17 protein-coding genes are annotated in these 16,760 nt (G+C 70.0%); 12 read left to right on the top strand and 5 right to left on the bottom strand.

Annotated features, from left to right (window positions below; all coding sequences use genetic code 11):
• Positions 1-3: 3 nt before the first annotated feature.
• From ACOMG5_RS00170 to recN, 11 genes are all read left to right on the top strand, one after another.
• Positions 4-750 (top strand): M48 family metallopeptidase, encoded by a 747-nt coding sequence (locus ACOMG5_RS00170; protein WP_420341747.1) that lies wholly within the window; start codon positions 4-6, stop codon positions 748-750.
• Positions 751-825: 75 nt separating this feature from the next.
• Entirely contained in the window at positions 826-1,119 is a 294-nt protein-coding gene (locus tag ACOMG5_RS00165; protein WP_420341746.1) for a DUF6455 family protein, read from the top strand.
• Complete coding sequence (locus ACOMG5_RS00160; protein ID WP_420341745.1) at positions 1,119-1,370, top strand: DUF6455 family protein; 252 nt, start codon at positions 1,119-1,121, stop codon at positions 1,368-1,370. The genes ACOMG5_RS00165 and ACOMG5_RS00160 overlap by 1 nt, the downstream gene beginning before the upstream one ends.
• A gap of 39 nt (positions 1,371-1,409) precedes the next feature.
• On the top strand, positions 1,410-2,330 hold the full coding sequence (murB, locus tag ACOMG5_RS00155) for a UDP-N-acetylmuramate dehydrogenase (protein ID WP_420341744.1): 921 nt from the start codon (positions 1,410-1,412) through the stop codon (positions 2,328-2,330).
• Positions 2,331-2,389: 59 nt separating this feature from the next.
• Positions 2,390-3,316: a D-alanine--D-alanine ligase gene (locus tag ACOMG5_RS00150; protein ID WP_420341743.1), complete on the top strand. Its 927-nt coding sequence runs from the start codon at positions 2,390-2,392 to the stop codon at positions 3,314-3,316.
• Positions 3,304-4,233 (top strand): cell division protein FtsQ/DivIB, encoded by a 930-nt coding sequence (locus tag ACOMG5_RS00145; protein ID WP_420341742.1) that lies wholly within the window; start codon positions 3,304-3,306, stop codon positions 4,231-4,233. The genes ACOMG5_RS00150 and ACOMG5_RS00145 overlap by 13 nt, the downstream gene beginning before the upstream one ends.
• The gene (ftsA, locus tag ACOMG5_RS00140) at positions 4,230-5,564 is read left to right on the top strand and encodes a cell division protein FtsA (RefSeq protein ID WP_420341741.1); all 1,335 of its coding nucleotides are present in this window, start codon (positions 4,230-4,232) and stop codon (positions 5,562-5,564) included. Before ACOMG5_RS00145 ends, ftsA begins: the two co-directional genes overlap by 4 nt.
• A 234-nt stretch (positions 5,565-5,798) precedes the next feature.
• Positions 5,799-7,376, top strand: coding sequence for a cell division protein FtsZ (gene ftsZ, locus ACOMG5_RS00135; protein WP_420341740.1), 1,578 nt, complete (start codon positions 5,799-5,801; stop codon positions 7,374-7,376).
• A gap of 214 nt (positions 7,377-7,590) precedes the next feature.
• Positions 7,591-8,511: a UDP-3-O-acyl-N-acetylglucosamine deacetylase gene (gene lpxC / locus ACOMG5_RS00130; protein ID WP_420341739.1), complete on the top strand. Its 921-nt coding sequence runs from the start codon at positions 7,591-7,593 to the stop codon at positions 8,509-8,511.
• A 148-nt stretch (positions 8,512-8,659) separates the two neighbouring features.
• The gene (locus tag ACOMG5_RS00125) at positions 8,660-9,508 is read left to right on the top strand and encodes an outer membrane protein assembly factor BamD (protein ID WP_420341738.1); all 849 of its coding nucleotides are present in this window, start codon (positions 8,660-8,662) and stop codon (positions 9,506-9,508) included.
• Between the two features lie 7 nt (positions 9,509-9,515).
• Complete coding sequence (gene recN / locus ACOMG5_RS00120) at positions 9,516-11,159, top strand: DNA repair protein RecN (RefSeq protein ID WP_420341737.1); 1,644 nt, start codon at positions 9,516-9,518, stop codon at positions 11,157-11,159.
• Here recN and ACOMG5_RS00115 read toward each other — a convergent pair.
• Genes ACOMG5_RS00115 through ACOMG5_RS00095 form a run of 5 tightly spaced genes read right to left on the bottom strand, consistent with a single transcriptional unit; the run spans position 11,156 to position 15,171 of the window.
• Entirely contained in the window at positions 11,156-12,334 is a 1,179-nt protein-coding gene (locus ACOMG5_RS00115; protein WP_420341736.1) for a molybdopterin molybdotransferase MoeA, read from the bottom strand. The genes recN and ACOMG5_RS00115 overlap by 4 nt on opposite strands.
• Entirely contained in the window at positions 12,331-12,801 is a 471-nt protein-coding gene (moaC, locus tag ACOMG5_RS00110; RefSeq protein ID WP_420341735.1) for a cyclic pyranopterin monophosphate synthase MoaC, read from the bottom strand. The genes ACOMG5_RS00115 and moaC overlap by 4 nt, the downstream gene beginning before the upstream one ends.
• Entirely contained in the window at positions 12,798-13,583 is a 786-nt protein-coding gene (trpC, locus tag ACOMG5_RS00105) for an indole-3-glycerol phosphate synthase TrpC (RefSeq protein ID WP_420341734.1), read from the bottom strand. Before trpC ends, moaC begins: the two co-directional genes overlap by 4 nt.
• On the bottom strand, positions 13,580-14,587 hold the full coding sequence (gene trpD / locus ACOMG5_RS00100) for an anthranilate phosphoribosyltransferase (protein ID WP_420341733.1): 1,008 nt from the start codon (positions 14,585-14,587) through the stop codon (positions 13,580-13,582). The genes trpC and trpD overlap by 4 nt, the downstream gene beginning before the upstream one ends.
• A complete protein-coding gene (locus tag ACOMG5_RS00095) occupies positions 14,584-15,171 on the bottom strand; it encodes an anthranilate synthase component II (RefSeq protein WP_420341732.1) in 588 nt (195 codons plus the stop codon). The genes trpD and ACOMG5_RS00095 overlap by 4 nt, the downstream gene beginning before the upstream one ends.
• A gap of 148 nt (positions 15,172-15,319) precedes the next feature.
• Between ACOMG5_RS00095 and ACOMG5_RS00090 the strand changes: the two genes are divergently transcribed.
• On the top strand, positions 15,320-16,750 hold the full coding sequence (locus ACOMG5_RS00090; RefSeq protein ID WP_420341731.1) for a divergent polysaccharide deacetylase family protein: 1,431 nt from the start codon (positions 15,320-15,322) through the stop codon (positions 16,748-16,750).
• Positions 16,751-16,760 lie beyond the last annotated feature (10 nt).

Raw genomic sequence — 16,760 nt, 5'->3', positions numbered from 1 at the left:
GCAATGCCGCTTTCGATCTTCCGCCTTTGTCTGGCTCTGGCCGCGGCCGCGGCGCTGGCCGCCTGCGAGGCGCCGCAGCCGCAGGTCTCGCGCCCGGGCGCCCCCGTGGTGCAGGCCGAGGCGATGTCGGGGCGGCTGAGCCCGCGCGAGGCTGCGTCGAATTTCGTTTCCGTGGCCGAGACCATGCGGCCGCGGATCGCGCAGGAATGCGCCGAGCGCACCCATGGCCAGCAGAACTGCAATTACCGCATCGTGGTGGATGACCGCCCGGCCTCGGCGCCGAACGCCTTCCAGACGGTGGACAATTCCGGCAACCCGGTGATCGCCTTCAACCTTCCGCTGATCGCGGAGGCGCGCAACCGCGACGAGCTGGCCTTCGTGATGGGCCACGAGGCCGCGCACCATATCCTCGGGCATCTGGAATCCAAAACCCAGGATGCCGCGGCGGGGGCGATGATCATGGGCGTTCTGGCGGCGGCGAGCGGCGCCGACCCGGCCGCGATCACCCAGGCCCAGAGCATGGGCGCCGATGTGGGCGGGCGCGCCTATTCCAAGAACTACGAGCTGGCCGCGGACCGGCTCGGCACGATCATCGCCTGGGATGCGGGCTATGATCCGCTGCGGGGGGCGGAATTCTTCGCCCGGCTCTCCGACCCGGGCGACAGGTTCCTCGGCACCCACCCGGCCAATGGCGCCCGCATGGAGCTGGTGCGCCAGACGGTGGCGGAGCTGCGCGCGGGGCGCCTGTGATCCGTTTGACATGGATCATGGCGGCGGATGGCGCGCGGGCGCAGGCTTGCGCCATCGGACCGGAAAGGACAGCAGATGTTCGGACACAGGACCATCCATCGCCATGCCGCGATGATGAACCGCATGGCCGAGGTTCAGGGCCTCGACCTCACCACGGCCATCCATGAGGGCGCGCTTTCGGGCGAGGACTGGCGCGAGGCCGTCGTCCGCTGCACCGGCTGCGCCGAGCCCGAGGCCTGCCTTGCCTGGCTCGGCGCGCATCAGCCCCCGGAAGAAGCGGGGGATGCGGGCGCGCCGCCGCCCGCTTATTGCGCGAACCGCGAGCTGCTGGCGCGGCTGCGTCAGGAGGCTGAGGCGGAGGGCGTGTGATGGGTATGGTCGGCGATGCGGGCCTGCATTTCTGGGTCGTGCGCGGCGTGGCGCGCCGGATGGGCGTCAATGTCAACGAAGCCATGTATGAGGGGCGGCTGAGCCGGGCGCATTTCGGTGCGATGGTCGCGCGCTGCTGCGCCTGCCCGCGGGCGGGCGATTGCCTGTCCTGCCTCGCTGCGGATGCGGATCTCCCGGCGCAGGTGCCCGGCTGCGTGACCGTGCGGGATCTTGCAGGGCTGCGGGCCTAGGGCTTGCCCGCGCGCGGGCGCGCGGCTAATGCGGGCGGCATGGAACATCTGGCCTATACCCCGCGTGGCACCCTGGTGCCCCATCGTCCGCTCGCAGAGCTTACCTGGCTGCGGGTCGGCGGCCCGGCGGACTGGTTCTTCCAGCCGCAGGACGAAGACGACCTGCGCGCCTTCCTCGCCGCGCTGCCAGGCGATGTGGCGGTGTTCCCGATGGGGGTGGGCTCCAACCTGATCGTGCGCGATGGCGGCATTCATGCGGTGGTGATCCGGCTCGGGCGCGGCTTCAACACGATTTCGGTCGAGGGCGATACGGTCGCGGCTGGGGCGGCGGCGCTCGATGCGCATGTGGCGCGGCGCGCGGCCGAGGCCGGGCGCGACCTGACCTTCCTGCGCACCATTCCGGGCTCTGTCGGCGGCGCGGTGCGCATGAACGCAGGCTGCTACGGCAGCTATGTGGCCGATCACCTGATCGCGGCGCGGGTGGTGCTGCGCTCGGGCGCGGTGGCGGAGCTCGGGCCTGCGGAGCTGGCGCTTGCCTACCGTTCCAGCACCCTGCCGGAGGGGGCGGTGATCGTCTCGGCGCAGTTCCGCGCGGAGGCCGGGGATCCTGCGGCACTGGCCCAGCGGATGGAGGAGCAGATCGCCCGCCGCGATGCTTCACAGCCGACGAAGGAGCGCTCCGCGGGCTCCACCTTCCGCAACCCGGCCGGGTTCTCCTCCACCGGGCGCGCCGATGATGTGCACGACCTGAAAGCCTGGAAGGTGATCGACGACGCGGGCATGCGCGGGGCCCGCCGCGGCGGCGCGCAGATGAGCGAAATGCATTCGAACTTCCTGATCAACACCGGCGGCGCGACGGCCGCTGATCTGGAGGGCCTTGGCGAGGAGGTCCGCAAAAAGGTTTTGCAGACCCAGGGAATTTCGCTACAGTGGGAAATCATGCGCGTGGGCGAATATTGATCGCGGCGGCGCAGCAACAACCAAAGATTCCACGGGGATAAACCCCGGGAGAGGCGGACGTGGCGGGAATGTCGAGCAGGGCATCCCACCTGGTGGCGGTATTGATGGGCGGCGCATCCTCGGAGCGGGATGTGTCTCTGTCGTCGGGGCGTGAATGCGCCGAGGCGCTGCGGGTGGCGGGATTCGAGGTGGTCGAGGTCGATGCGGGCCCCGATCTGGCGCAGCGCCTTGCGGAGCTGAAGCCTGCGCGCGTGTTCAATGCGCTGCATGGCCGCTGGGGCGAGGATGGCTGCGTGCAGGGCCTGCTGGAATGGCTGCGCATTCCCTATACCCATTCGGGCGTACTGGCTTCGGCGCTGGCGATGGACAAGACCCGCGCGAAGGATGCCTTCCGCGCCGCCGGGCTGCCGGTGGTGGAGAGCGTTCTGGCCGACAAGGCCGAGGTCATGGCGCGCCATGTGCTGCCGGTGCCCTATGTGGTCAAATCGAACAACGAGGGTTCCTCGGTCAACGTGCATATCGTGACCGAGGGCGCGAACGGCCCGCCGCATCTGCCCGAGCAGATGCCGGCGACGGTGATGGTCGAGACCTATGTGCCCGGGCGCGAGCTCACCTGCGCGGTGATGGACGACCGCGCCTTCTGCGTGACCGAGCTGCTCACCGATGGCTGGTACGATTACACCGCGAAATACGCAGCCGTCGGCGGGGCGAAGCATATCTGCCCGGCGCATATCCCCGAGGATGTGGCCGAGGCGGTGCGCGACTATGCGCTCCGGGCGCACCGCGCGCTCGGCTGCCGCGGGCTCAGCCGCAGCGATTTCCGCTGGGACGACAGCCGCGGCGCCGCCGGGCTCGTGCTGCTGGAGACGAATACCCAGCCCGGGATGACGCCCACCTCGCTCGCGCCCGAACAGGCCGCGAAAGAGGGGATCGCCTTCCCGGAGCTGTGCCGCCGGATCCTGGAGGACGCCTCATGCGACCGCTGAAGGCCGAGCCGCGGTACATGCGCCCGAAGGCGCCGCGCCCGCCGCACCGGGACTGGGCGCCCTCGCGGCTGGCGTTCCGGCTGGAGCGGATGTGGCTCACGCCGACGATCCGCGCGCTGACCCGGATCGGCGCGCCGATTTTCGTGGTGACGCTGGGCGTCGGGCTGTGGCTCGGCGACGAGGGGCGCCGCGCCGACCTGATGCAATGGGTCGACGACATGAAGCTGCAGATCCAGAACCGGCCGGAATTCCGCGTGGCCGAGATGAAGATCGACGGCGCCAGCCCCGAGGTGCAGGATGCGGTGCGCGCGATGCTGCCGGTGGAGCTGCCGGCCTCGCGCTTCGCGATCGACCTCAGCGCCTATCACGACGCGATCAAGCGGCTGGATGCGGTGAAGGATGTGGCGCTGGTGGTGCGCAGCGACGCGCTGGAAGTCCGGGTGACGGAGCGCGACCCGGTGATCCTGTGGCGCACGCCGAATGGCATCGAGATGCTCGACGAGAGCGGCCACCGCACCGCGTCGCTCACACGGCGCGATGCGCGCCCGGACCTGCCGCTGATCGCGGGGGAGGGCGCCGATGCTGCCGTGCCCGAGGCGCTGGAGATCCTGGCCGCCGCGAAGCCGCTCCTGCCGAAGATGCGTGGCCTCGTGCGGATGGGCGAGCGCCGCTGGGATATTGCGCTCGAGGGCGACCGGATGGTGATGCTGCCCGAGAAGAACCCGGTGCGCGCGGTGGAGCGCGTGCTGGCGCTCGATGCCTCCGACGACCTGCTCAGCCGCGATTTCACCCGGATCGACCTGCGCGAGGCAGACCGCCCGACGGTGCGCCTCAGCGGCTATGCGCTCGAACAGTTCCAGGTGATCACCGGACAGATCCCCGCCCCGAAAAAGACCAACGCGAAGGCCACCCCATGACCGACCTCTATCAGACCCAGCGGGCGATGCGGGCGATGCGCAAGGCTGCGATGCAGCGCGGTGTCGTGGCGCTGCTCGATATCGGGACCTCGAAGATCGCCTGCCTGGTGCTGCGCTTCGACGGGGCCGATCCGTCGCAGGAGCATGACGGGGTCGGGCCGCTGGCCGGGCAATCCACCTTCCGCGTCATTGGCGCCGCGACCACGCAATCGCGCGGGGTCCGCTTCGGCGAGATCGACGCCATGGCGCAGACCGAGCGCGCGATCCGCACCGTGGTGCAGGCGGCGCAGAAAATGGCCAATACGCGCGTGGACCATATCATCGCCTGCCTCGCAGGCGCCGGGCCGCGCAGCTATGGCCTTGCGGGGCAGGTAGAGGTCGCGGCGGCGCAGGTGGGCGAGCAGGATGTGGCGCGCGTGCTGGCGTCGTCCGAGATGCCCGATATCGGGCTGACCCGCGAGGTGCTGCATGCCCATCCGGTCAACTTCGCGCTCGACAGCCGCTCGGGCCTTTCCGATCCGCGCGGGCATGTCGGGCGCAATCTGGCGGTGGACATGCATCTGCTGACGGTCGAGGCCTCGGCGATCCAGAACCTGATCTATTGCATCCGGCGCTGCGATCTCGATCTCGCGGGCATCGCCTCCTCGGCCTATGTCTCGGGGCTCAGCTCGCTGGTTGAGGACGAGCAGGAACTGGGCTCGGCCTGTATCGACATGGGCGGCGGCGCGACCGGCGTGTCGATCTTCATGAAAAAGCACATGATTTTCGCCGATGCGGTGCGGATGGGGGGCGAAAACGTCACCCACGATATCGCCGTGGGCCTGCAGATCCCGGTGACGATGGCCGAGCGGATCAAGACCTTCCATGGCGGCGTCGTGGCCACCGGGATGGACGACCGCGAGATGATCGAGCTCAGCGGCAATTCCGGCGACTGGGAGAAAGACCGCCGCCGGGTCAGCCGCGCCGAGCTGATCGGCATCATGCGCCCGCGGGTAGAGGAGATCCTCGAAGAGGTCCGGGCGATCCTGGATGCCGCGGGCTTCGACCATCTGCCGAGCCAGCAGATCGTGCTCACCGGGGGGGCGAGCCAGATCCCGGGGCTCGATGGGCTCGCAGCCCGGATCCTCGGCCAGAACGTGCGCCTCGGGCGCCCGCTCCGGGTGCAGGGCCTGCCGCAGGCGGCGACCGGAGCGGGGTTTTCCTCGGCCGTCGGGCTCGCGCTGTTTGCCGCCAGCCCGCAAGACGAGATGTGGGATTTCGAGATCCCGGCCGAGCGGCTGAACGGCCGCCCGTTCCGCCGGGCGCTGCGCTGGTTCCGCGAGAACTGGTAGCGGCGGGGCCCGTGCGCCTGTCCCGGCCCGCTAGAGCCGGGGACCTTTGCGCGGCTTTCCACCAGATCCTGTCGCATGCGCGAAATGCCGCTGACTCTTTGGCGGCGTGACCCATATTTTGTGTTAACGCTGTGTTTTTTGGGTGACGTTTTCGGGATTCGCGGCTAGAGTCGGTGTAATTTCGGGGACATTCGGCCGGGACAGGGCCGTTAAGAACAAAACAGGCGGAAACTCATGACCTTGACCTTCTCGGCTTCCGAACACGAAGAGCTCAAGCCGCGGATCACCGTTTTCGGTGTGGGCGGCGCGGGTGGCAACGCCGTCAACAACATGATCGAGCAGCAGCTGGATGGCGTTGAATTCGTCGTCGCCAACACGGATGCTCAGGCGCTGCAGCAATCGCGCGCCAAGGCCCGTATCCAGATGGGCCTGAAGGTGACCGAGGGCCTCGGCGCGGGCGCCCGCCCTGCCGTGGGCGCCGCCGCCGCCGAGGAAACGATCGAGGAGATCGTGGATCATCTGGCGGGCGCGCATATGTGCTTCATCACCGCCGGCATGGGCGGCGGCACCGGCACCGGTGCGGCGCCGATCATCGCGCAGGCGGCGCGGGAGCTCGGTGTGCTCACCGTCGGCGTGGTGACGAAGCCGTTCCAGTTCGAGGGCACCAAGCGCATGCGCCAGGCCGAAGCCGGCATTGAGGCGCTGCAGAAGGTCGTCGATACGCTCATCATCATCCCGAACCAGAACCTGTTCCGTCTGGCGAACGAGCGCACCACCTTCACCGAAGCCTTCGCCATGGCCGACAACGTGCTCTATCAGGGCGTGAAGGGCATTTCCGACCTGATGGTGCGCCCGGGCCTGATCAACCTCGATTTCGCCGACGTGCGCTCGGTGATGGACGAGATGGGCAAGGCGATGATGGGCACCGGCGAAGCCTCCGGCGACGACCGCGCCGTTCAGGCAGCCGAAAAGGCGATTGCCAACCCGCTGCTGGACGAGATCTCGCTCAAGGGCGCGAAGGGCGTGCTGATCAACATCACCGGCGGCTACGACCTGACCCTGTTCGAGCTGGACGAGGCTGCGAACCGCATCCGCGAGGAAGTGGACCCGGAAGCCAATATCATCGTCGGCTCGACGCTGGATCCGGATATGGAAGGCGCGATGCGGGTTTCGGTCGTCGCGACCGGGATCGACGCCGTGGCCGCGACGGCCGAAGTGCCGGTTCCGCGCCGCAGCATGGCCGAGCCGCTGAAGGCCGAAGCGCCGAAGGCCGCGCCGCTGCAGGAGCCCGCTCCGGCGACGGTGGCTGCGCAGCCCGTCGCCGCGCAGCAGCCCGACCGGACCCTGTTCGACACCGCTCCGGCCCCGGCGCCGCAGCGCCACCATGTGGAAGACGTGGCCGACGAGCTGCCGCCGCCGGCCTACCAGCCGCGCCCGGCCGTCGCCCGCGAGCTTCATGTGGAGGATGATGTGTCGGAATTCGTGGCGCCGCGCCCGCGCCAGCCCGGCACGCCGTCGCCCGAGGCCGTCGCCCGCCTGCAGGCCGCGGTCAACAAGCAACCGGCCGCTCCGGCTGGCTATCAGCGCCCGCCGATGCAGCCCGCGCAACGCCCGGCGCCGCAGCCGATGGCCGAAAAGCCGCGCTTCGGGATCAACTCGCTGATCAACCGGATGACAGGCCACGGTCAAGAGCACGCTCCGATGCCGACCCGCCAGGCCGCGATTCCGCAGCCGCAGGCCTATGACGACGAACCCGAACAGGACCAGGATCGCATCGAAATCCCGGCCTTCCTGCGCCGTCAGGCAAACTGATCAGTTCACATCTGAATTTTCGAAGGCCGCGCTCGTCGCGGCCTTTTTCTTATGTAAATCAGCATGTTGCGGCGGCGCTGGCGGGGTTTTGCCGCGGTGTGTCACGAATGTTTCAACCTGTTGCAAAGAGTGAATTGTTAACCGCAGCGCGCGCGCCTAACTGATCCTGCGAGCCCCGGACATCACGGGGGCGTGGTTGAAACAGGAGCGAACCGTGCAGACGACTCTCGGATCCAAGGTGACCTTCGACGGCGTGGGCCTCCATTCGGGCGCCCCGGTGCGTATGGTTGTTCACCCGGCCTCCGCAGATCACGGCATCGTTTTCTGCCGCACCGACATTTCCGACCGCGACCCGCTCGTCGTCGCGCGGTGGGACAAGGTGACCCCCTCGAAGCTCTGCACGCTGATCGAGAACGCGGCGGGCGTGTCGGTTTCGACCATCGAACATATCATGGCCGCGCTGGCCGGCCTCGGCATCAACAACGCCCTGATCGAGATCGACGGCCCCGAAGTGCCGATTCTCGATGGCTCCTCGGCGCCCTTCGTGCGCGCCATGCGCCGCGTGGGCACCCGCTCGCAGCATGCGGTTCTGCGTGCCGTGCGCGTGCTGAAGCCGGTCGAAGTGCGCGACGGCGAGGCGGTTGCCCGTCTGGAGCCGGCAGCCGCTCTGGAAATCAATTTCGCCATCGACTTCGCGGATGCGGCGATCGGCAAGCAGGAGAAGCACCTGACCATGTCGAATGGCGCCTTCGTGCGCGAGCTGATGGACAGCCGTACCTTCTGCCGTCAGGCGGATGTGGACTACATGCAGGCGCATGGCCTCGCCCTCGGCGGGACCTATGAAAATGCGGTCGTCGTCGATGGCGACAAGGTGCTCAGCCCGGGTGGTCTGCGCCATGCCGACGAAGCCGTGCGGCACAAGATGCTCGACGCGATGGGCGACCTCGCGCTCGCCGGCGGCCCAATCCTCGGGCGCTATGTCGGTGTGCGCTCGGGCCACTCCATGACGAACCGGCTGCTGCGCGCTCTGTTCGCAGACCCGACCGCCTGGGCTTGGGAAGACTGCACCCCGTCGCAGGCGCACAGCCTGCCGGGCGCGGGTGTCGCCCGCCGGATCCCGATCGCGGCACGGTGAGCGCAGCCCCCTTCCGGGGACGCGAAAGGCGTTTTGCGCCCCGGATTTTTCTGTGCTAGAGGTGCGAAGCAGCCGCCGGGACAGGTGGCCTTGGCAGCGTGATCAGGCTCCGCCGGTCACGCGCGGAATTCGAGAAGAGGCGAAGGGCATGGCACTGGGCAGAGCGGCGACATTCCGGGTCGGCAGTCTTGTGCTTGTCTCCCTGCTGGCGGCCTGCGGTGGCAGCAAGTCCAAGGAACCGCCGCTGGAGAATTTCACCGCCGAAGAGATCTACAAGCGCGGCGAATACGAGCTCGAGGTCGGCAATCCGCGCCGCCCCGATGATGCGCTGCGCTATTTCAGCGAAGTTGAGCGGCTCTATCCCTATTCGGAATGGGCCAAGCGCGCGCTGATCATGGAAGCCTATTCGCAGCACAAGGCGAAGAAATACGAAGACGCGCGCGGCTCGGCGCAAAGGTTCCTCGATACCTATCCGGGGGACGAGGATGCGGCCTATGCGAAATACCTGCTGGCACTGTCCTATTACGACCAGATCGACGAAGTCGGCCGGGATCAGGGGCTGACCTTCCAGGCGCTGCAGGCGCTGCGCGAGGTCATCGAGCAATATCCCGACAGCGATTATGCGCGCTCGTCGATGCTGAAATTCGATCTGGCCTTCGACCACCTGGCGGCGAAGGAAATGGAAATCGGCCGCTACTACCTGAAGCAGGGCCATTATACCGCCGCGATCAACCGCTTCCGCGTGGTCGTCGAGCAGTATCAGACCACCACCCAGACCCCGGAAGCGCTGCTGCGCCTGGTGGAGGCCTATCTCGCGCTCGGCCTGACCAACGAGGCGCAGACCGCCGGCGCGATTCTCGGCCACAACTTCCGCTCGTCGCCCTTCTACGAGGACGCTTATGCCCAGCTGAAGAAGCAGGGCCTGAGCCCGGAGGCGAAGAAGGGAAGCTGGCTGAGCGAGGTCTACGGTCAGGTGGTCAAGGGCGACTGGCTCTGACGGCGCCATGCTGCGCACGCTCGACATCCGCGACATGCTGCTGATCGACCGGCTGGAACTGACGTTCCGGCCAGGGCTGAATGTGCTCACGGGGGAGACCGGCGCGGGCAAATCGATCATGCTGGATTGCCTGGGCTTCGTGCTGGGCTGGCGCGGGCGCGCGGAGCTGGTGCGCAAGGGCGCCGAGCAGGGCGAGGTGACGGCGGTTTTCGAGCTGCCCGAGGGGCATCCGGCGCGCGCGGTCCTGGCAGAGGCCGGGATCCCATCCGGCGAGGAGCTGATCCTGCGCCGGGTCAATGCGCTCGATGGGCGCAAGACCGCCTGGATCAACGATCGCCGCGCCTCGGGCGAGGTGCTGCGCGCGGTCTCGGCGACGCTGGTGGAGCTGCATGGCCAGCACGACGATGGCGGGTTGCTGAATGCGCGCGGGCACCGGGCGCTGCTCGATGCCTTCGCGGGCCACGATCTGGCCCCGGTGCGGGCGGCCTGGGCGCGGCGGGCGGGGCTCGCGCGGCAGCTGGAGGCGGCGCGCGCGCAGCTGGCCGCCGTGAAGGGCGAGGAGGATTTCCTGCGCCATTCCGTGGCCGAGCTGAATGATCTGGCGCCGGTGGCGGGTGAGGAAGCGGAGCTCGATGCCCGCCGCCGCGCGATGCAGGCGGCCGAACGGATCCGCTCCGATGTGGCGCGCGCGCTTCAGGCGCTCGGGCCGGAGGGGGCAGAGGGCGCGATGCGCGATGCGGATCGCTGGCTTCAGGGCGCGGCGGACCGAGCCGATGGCCGGTTGGAGGCGCCGCTGGCGGCGCTGGACCGGGCGCTCATCGAGCTCGGCGAGGCGGCCTCCGGGGTGGAAACCGCGCTCGATGCGCTCTCGTTCGATCCGCGCCAGCTGGAGCAGACCGAGGAGCGGCTGTTCGCGCTGCGCGCGCTGGCGCGCAAGCATGGCGTGGCGCCCGATGAGCTGGCCGGCCTGGCGGCCGCCCTGCGCGAGAGGCTGCATGCGCTCGATGCTGGGGAAGAGGGTATTTCGGCGCTGGAGGCGGAGCTGGTCGCCGCGGAGCGCAGCTACCGCGGCGCGGCGGAGCAGCTTGGCGAAGCGCGGCGCCGGGCGGCGGGCCTGCTCGATGCGGCGATGGCCGCGGAGCTTGCGCCGCTGAAGCTCGAACGCGCGGTCTTCGTGACCCAGGTGGCGCCGGGAGAGCCCGGCCCCGAAGGCATCGATACCGTGGCCTTCACCGTGGCCACCAACCCGGGCGCCCCGGCCGGGCCGCTCGACAAGATCGCCTCCGGGGGCGAGCTGTCGCGCTTCCTGCTAGCGCTGAAGGTGGTTCTGGCGCGTGGTGCCGATGCGCTCACACTGATTTTCGACGAGATCGACCGTGGTGTCGGCGGGGCCACCGCCGATGCCGTCGGCCGCCGCCTCGCGCAACTGGCCGAGCTTGCGCAGGTGCTGGTGGTCACGCATTCGCCGCAGGTCGCGGCTCGCGGCGGGCATCATTTCCGGGTGCAGAAATCCGTGGCCGAAGGTATGACCACCTCGCGCGTGGTGGCACTCGCGCCCGAGGCGCGGATCGACGAGATCGCCCGGATGATTTCGGGTGCCGAGGTGACCGAGGCCGCGCGTGCCGCGGCCCGGGATCTGCTGGCGGGCTAGAGCGGCAGATACTCGGCGAACTCGCCCGCCTGGCGCGGCCCGTCGCCCAGCGGCCGGATCAACAGCGCATCGGCTTCGGCCAGAACCCCCAGCCGCGCCGAATCCTGGCTCGCCGCCGGGATGATTTTGGGCGGCGTTCCCGGGATCAGCATCGCGCGCATGTAATGCGCCCGCGGGCCCGCGGGGCCCACATCCTTGGCCAGAACGGCCTGCTGCGGCACCGGCCGCCCGTCCAGCCCCTGCATGCGCGCCAGCATCGGCAGCAGGAACAGCTTCGCGCATACCGCCGCCGAGACCGGATTGCCCGGCAGGCCCAGCATCACCGCAGCGCCCATGCGCCCGGCCATGAGCGGCTTGCCCGGCCGCATCGCGATACGCCAGAAGCTGCGCTCGAAGCCGAGCTCGGCCGCGATCTCGCCGACGATGTCGTGATCGCCAACCGAGGCGCCGCCCGAGGAAACGAGGAGGTCCGCGCCCTCCGCGAGGCTGAAAGTGAAGCGCAGGCTCTCCGCCGTGTCGCGCGCGATCGGCAACAGCCGCACCTCCGCGCCGGCCGCCTCGATCATCGCCGCGAGCATCAGGCTGTTCGAGCAGATGATCTGGTCGGGGCCGGGCGTCTCGCCGGGCTGTACCAGCTCGTCGCCCGTGGCCATCACCGCCACCACGGGCCTGCGGTGCACGGCCACTTCCGCCACATTCATCGCCGCGATCAGGCCGATGTCCCGCGCCGTCAGCGCCCGGTTGGGCCGGAACGGCGCGCCTTCGCCGAAATCCTGCCCGCGCGGGCGGATGTTGTCATTGTCGGAGAGGGTCTCGGGCAGGGTGATCGTGTCGCCCGCGCGCAGCACGTTCTCCTGCAGCAGCACCACGCCGCCCGGAGCGGGGCAGGGGGCGCCGGTGAAGATCCGCACCGCCTGGCCCGGCGCCACCGCCCCGGCCCAGCCCCGGCCCGCAGCAGCCTCGCCCTCCACCCGCAGCACCGCGCCGGGGCGGTGATCCGCAGCGGAAATCCAGTAGCCGTCCATCGACGAGGCGTCGAACGGCGGCTGCGTCAGCTGTGCCACCACCGGCTCCGCCAGCACCCGGCCAAGCGCCCGGCGCAGCGGCACCCGCTCCGCCGCGAGCGGCGCCACCAGCGCCAGAACCTGCTCCAACGCCTCGGCGACGGGGGTCATGCCTCGTATCTCCCGGATTTTCCGCCATCCTTCAGCACCACGCGGATCCCTTCGATCCGCATGGACTTCTCGACGGCCTTCAGCATGTCATAAACCGTGAGCGCGGCGGCGCTGACGGCGGTCAGTGCCTCCATCTCCACTCCGGTCTGGCCGGTAGTCTTAACCGTCGCGGTGATCCGCACGCCCGGCAGCGCCGGATCGGGCTCCAGCTCGAGCGACACCTTCGTGATCGGCAGCGGATGGCACAGCGGGATCAGCTCAGACGTTTTCTTCGCGGCCATGATCCCGGCGATGCGGGCAATGCCCAGCACGTCGCCCTTCTTCGCCGTGCCCGCCTGCACATGGGCGAGCGTTTCGGCGGCCATCACCACCGCACCTTCGGCGACGGCAACGCGCGCCGTCACGGCCTTGTCCGAGACATCCACCATATGCGCCTGCCCGGCGGCGTCGAAATGCGTCAGGCTCATGCCAGCAGCGCCTCGGTCGCGGCGGCGACGTCCGCCTGCCGCATCAGGCTCTCGCCGATCAGGAACCGCCGCGCCCCCACCTGCGCCATCTCGGCCAGATCGGCGGGGGTGAAAATGCCGCTCTCGCAGACGAGATCGCGGCCTTCGGCCAGGATCGTCGGCGCCAGCTGGCGGGTGGTGTCCAGCGTCACGTCGAAGGTCTTGAGGTTGCGGTTGTTCACGCCCACGAGCGGGGATTTCAGCCGCAGCGCCCGGTCGAGCTCGGCCGCATCATGGACCTCGATCAGCACATCCATGCCCCAGCCGAAGGCCGCATCCTCCAGCTCGGCCGCGAGGCTGTCCTCGATGGAGGCCATGATGATCAGGATGCAATCCGCCCCCCAGGCGCGTGCTTCCGCGACCTGATAGGTATCGTAGAGGAAATCCTTGCGCAAAGCCGGCAGCGCGCAGGCCGCCCGCGCCGCGCGGAGGAATTCGGGCGCGCCCTGGAACGACGGCGTATCCGTGAGCACAGAGAGGCAGGCGGCGCCGCCTTGCTCATAGGCGCGCGCGAGCGAGGGCGGGTCGAAATCGGCGCGGATCAGGCCCTTGGAGGGCGAGGCCTTCTTGATTTCGGCAATCAGCCCGTAGCCCGCCTGGGCCTTCGCGGCGAGCGCGCGGGCGAAGCCGCGGGCAGGGTCCTGCGCGCGGGCCTCGGCCTCGATGCCGGAGAGCGGCCGCGCGGCTTTTGCGGCCGCGATTTCCTCGAGCTTGTAGGCCTTGATCTTGTCCAGAATGTTCATGCCGCTACCCGCTTCAGGGCTTCGAGTTTCGCCTTTGCCGCGCCGGAATCGATGCTCTCCGCTGCCATCCTGGCCCCATCCTTCAGCCCCGGGACCTTGCCCGCCACCACCAGCGCCGCGGCCGAATTCAGCAGCACCGCGTCGCGGTAGCCCCCGGTCGCGCCCTCCAGCAGCGCGGTGAGGGCGCGCGCGTTCTCCGCAGGCTCGCCGCCCAGGATCTCCTCGAACCCGTGCACCGGCAGGCCCGCATCCTCCGGATGGACCTCGAATTCGCGGATCTGCCCGCCTTCCAGCGCCGCGACCCAGCTCACCCCGCCGATCGCGAGCTCATCGGTGCCGTCGGAGCCATGCACGAGCCAGGCGGCTTCGGAGCCGAGCTGACCCAGCACCTCCGCCATCGGCCGCAGCCACTGCCGCGAAAAGGCGCCGGTCAGTTGCCGCTTCACCCCGGCCGGATTGGTCAGCGGCCCGAGCAGGTTGAAGATCGTGCGGGTGCCGAGCTCGACCCGCGTCGGGCCGATATGGCGCATCGCGGGGTGATGGACCGGCGCCATCAGAAAGCCGATGCCCGCCTCGCTGAGCGCGCGCTCCGCGGCCTCGACGCCCTTCATCACATCGAGCCCGAGCATGCTCAGCGCATCCGCCGCGCCCGATTTCGAGGACAGGTTGCGGTTGCCATGCTTGGCCACCGGCACGCCCGCGCCCGCCACGACGAAGGCCGCCGCGGTGGAGATGTTCAGCGTGCCCTTGCCATCGCCGCCGGTGCCGACGATGTCGATCGCGCCCTCGGGCGCGCGGGCGCGGTTCATCTTGGCGCGCATCACCGCGGCCGCGGCTGCGATCTCGTCCACCGTCTCGCCGCGGGTGCGCAGCGCCATCAGGAAGCCGCCCATCTGCGCGGGGGTGGCGCTGCCCTCGAAGAAGGTGGCAAAGGCGGCCTCGGCTTCGGCGCGGGTCAGCGGCCGCTCGGCGGCGATGCCGATCAGGGGTTTGAGCGCGCTCATGCGGTCACCTTCACCTTGGCTTCGGTCAGGAAGTTGCGCAGCATCTGGTGGCCATGCTCGGAGGCGATGGATTCCGGGTGGAACTGCACGCCCTCGATCAGCCGCTCCTTGTGGCGCAGGCCCATGATCATGCCGCTGTCGAGCCAGGCCGTCACCTCCAGGCAGTCGGGCAGGCTCTCGCGCTCCACGATCAGCGAATGGTAGCGGGTCGCCTGGAACGGCGAGGGCAGGCCGCGAAACAGGCCCTGGCCCGCGTGATGGATGGAGCCCATCTTGCCATGCACCGTCTCGCCCGCGCGCACGACCTTACCGCCGAAGGCTTCGCCGATGGTCTGATGGCCGAGGCACACACCCAGAAGTGGTACGCCCGCCTCCGCCGCAGCCAGCGTCAGCGGCAGGCAGATCCCCGCCTGCGCCGGATCGCAGGGCCCCGGCGAGAGCACGATCGCCTCCGCGCCCATCCCCATCGCTTCCTGCACATCCAGCGCATCGTTGCGCCAGACCCGCACATCGGCGCCCAGCTCGCCGAAATAGTGCACGAGGTTGTAGGTGAAGCTGTCGTAGTTGTCGATGAGCAGCAGCATGGGCTTTCCTTTCAGGCGCCGATTTCGGGGGATGAACCGGGCCAAACGTCGGGCTATAGATGGTCAGAGCGGCGCGCCGGGGTCAAGGCCCGGAGGGCGGATTCAGCCCCGCGGAAACGGTGTCGCGATGAATTGAGAGGGCGAGCACATGGTTCGAGGTTTGATGGCCGGGCTCGGCACCGGCGGGCTGGTCGCGGTGCTGGGGCTGGGGGCGCTGTCGGTGCTCGCGCCGCTGCCCACGGGGCCGGCCGCGAACCTGCCTCAGCGCCCGGCCGAGGCGCCAGCGCCCGTGCCCCCGGCGCCTCCCGCAGTGGTTGTGGCGCCCGCGCCCGTGGCCAAACCGCCGGCCGCCAAACCTGTTGTGGCGCCCACGCCGGAGGCCGCCCACGCCGCGGCGCCCGCGCCGGAAACGAAGCCCCTCGTGACGCAGGCGCCCGACGCGCGCCAGCCTGCCGCGCCAGAGGCTCCGGCGCGCTCGGCGCCCGATGCCGTCTCCGTGCCCGCCGCCTCCGAATTCGCCCGCGGTGCGGGAGACAGAGCGCCCGCCGCCCCGCAGGCCGAGGCCGCGCCGGTGGCCACGGCCGCCCCCGTGGCGCCCTCGGAACCCGCAGTCACCATGCCGCTGGTCGCGGCTGCCCCCGCACCGGCCGCCCGGCCCGAAGCGCCGCAGGCGCCGCTCGTGCCGCCGGTGCCCGAAGCCGCGCCGGAGGCGCCGGTGGATGGGCCTGCCGCCGAGGCGCCGGTGCCGGTGCCGCCGCCCGGCGAGGCGCTGAGCCCGGGCCTGAGCCCCGCGGGCCGCGAGATCGTGCTGATGCCCAATGCGCCTTCAGGCCCCGGCCCGCGCATCTTCGCGACGGGGCAGGGCGCACCCGGAACGGTGGTGAACCGGCTGCCCGCGATCGGATCGGAGCCGCTGCCGCAGATCGAGCCCGCACCTGCTGCGGCCCCCGCCGGGCCGCATCTGTCGATCGTGCTGATCGATGTGGGCACTGCCGCAGGCGGGCTCGACCGCGCGGCGATCAAGGCGCTCGGCCTGCCGCTGACGGTGGCGATCGACCCGACCCAACCCGATGCCGCCGATGCGGCGGCCGAATATCATGCGGCGGGGCTGGAGGTTGCGATCCTGGCCGTGGGCCTGCCCACCGGGGCGACCGCGCAGGATGCCGAAGTGGCGCTGGAAGCCTGGCGCCGCGCCGTGCCCGAAGCGGTCGCGGTAGTAGAGCCGCCGCAACCGGCCTTCCAGAACAACCGCCTGCTGGCGCAGGCGATGGTCCCGGCGCTGGCGCGTGAGGGGCTGGCGCTGGTGACCCAGGCGGGCACCGGCACCAATGCCGCGGCGCAGATCGCCCGCGCCGATGGCCTGCCCGAGGCCTCGGTCTGGAAGGTGCTGGATGCGGGGCGGGGCTCGGAGGCCGAGATCGGCCGCGCGCTCGACCGCGCCGCGGCAGAGGCCGACCGTAATGAAGGCGCTGTGGTGATGCTGCACGCCTGGCCCGCCTCGGTGATGGGGCTGCGCGAATGGGCGGAGGAGGGGGCGAAGGCGGCGCCCGCCCCGGTCTCGAGCCAGCTGCGCGACTGAGCCCCGGGGC

This window comes from Paenirhodobacter sp., assembly GCF_041916475.1.
Lineage (GTDB): Bacteria > Pseudomonadota > Alphaproteobacteria > Rhodobacterales > Rhodobacteraceae > Rhodobacter.
The sequence above is the reverse complement of the archived record's forward strand: the minus strand, read 5'-3'. Positions and strand labels throughout refer to the sequence as shown.

What these genes read in the sequence shown, in the direction of transcription:
- ACOMG5_RS00170 (WP_420341747.1), top strand. Translation starts at nt 4, where the DNA reads ATGCCGCTTTCGATCTTCCGCCTTTGTCTGGCTCTGGCCGCGGCCGCG.
- ACOMG5_RS00165 (WP_420341746.1), top strand. Translation starts at nt 826, where the DNA reads ATGTTCGGACACAGGACCATCCATCGCCATGCCGCGATGATGAACCGC.
- ACOMG5_RS00160 (WP_420341745.1), top strand. Translation starts at nt 1,119, where the DNA reads ATGGGTATGGTCGGCGATGCGGGCCTGCATTTCTGGGTCGTGCGCGGC.
- murB (WP_420341744.1), top strand. Translation starts at nt 1,410, where the DNA reads ATGGAACATCTGGCCTATACCCCGCGTGGCACCCTGGTGCCCCATCGT.
- ACOMG5_RS00145 (WP_420341742.1), top strand. Translation starts at nt 3,304, where the DNA reads ATGCGACCGCTGAAGGCCGAGCCGCGGTACATGCGCCCGAAGGCGCCG.
- ftsA (WP_420341741.1), top strand. Translation starts at nt 4,230, where the DNA reads ATGACCGACCTCTATCAGACCCAGCGGGCGATGCGGGCGATGCGCAAG.
- ftsZ (WP_420341740.1), top strand. Translation starts at nt 5,799, where the DNA reads ATGACCTTGACCTTCTCGGCTTCCGAACACGAAGAGCTCAAGCCGCGG.
- ACOMG5_RS00125 (WP_420341738.1), top strand. Translation starts at nt 8,660, where the DNA reads ATGGCACTGGGCAGAGCGGCGACATTCCGGGTCGGCAGTCTTGTGCTT.
- recN (WP_420341737.1), top strand. Translation starts at nt 9,516, where the DNA reads ATGCTGCGCACGCTCGACATCCGCGACATGCTGCTGATCGACCGGCTG.
- ACOMG5_RS00115 (WP_420341736.1), bottom strand. Translation starts at nt 12,334, where the DNA reads ATGACCCCCGTCGCCGAGGCGTTGGAGCAGGTTCTGGCGCTGGTGGCG.
- moaC (WP_420341735.1), bottom strand. Translation starts at nt 12,801, where the DNA reads ATGAGCCTGACGCATTTCGACGCCGCCGGGCAGGCGCATATGGTGGAT.
- trpC (WP_420341734.1), bottom strand. Translation starts at nt 13,583, where the DNA reads ATGAACATTCTGGACAAGATCAAGGCCTACAAGCTCGAGGAAATCGCG.
- trpD (WP_420341733.1), bottom strand. Translation starts at nt 14,587, where the DNA reads ATGAGCGCGCTCAAACCCCTGATCGGCATCGCCGCCGAGCGGCCGCTG.
- ACOMG5_RS00095 (WP_420341732.1), bottom strand. Translation starts at nt 15,171, where the DNA reads ATGCTGCTGCTCATCGACAACTACGACAGCTTCACCTACAACCTCGTG.
- ACOMG5_RS00090 (WP_420341731.1), top strand. Translation starts at nt 15,320, where the DNA reads ATGGTTCGAGGTTTGATGGCCGGGCTCGGCACCGGCGGGCTGGTCGCG.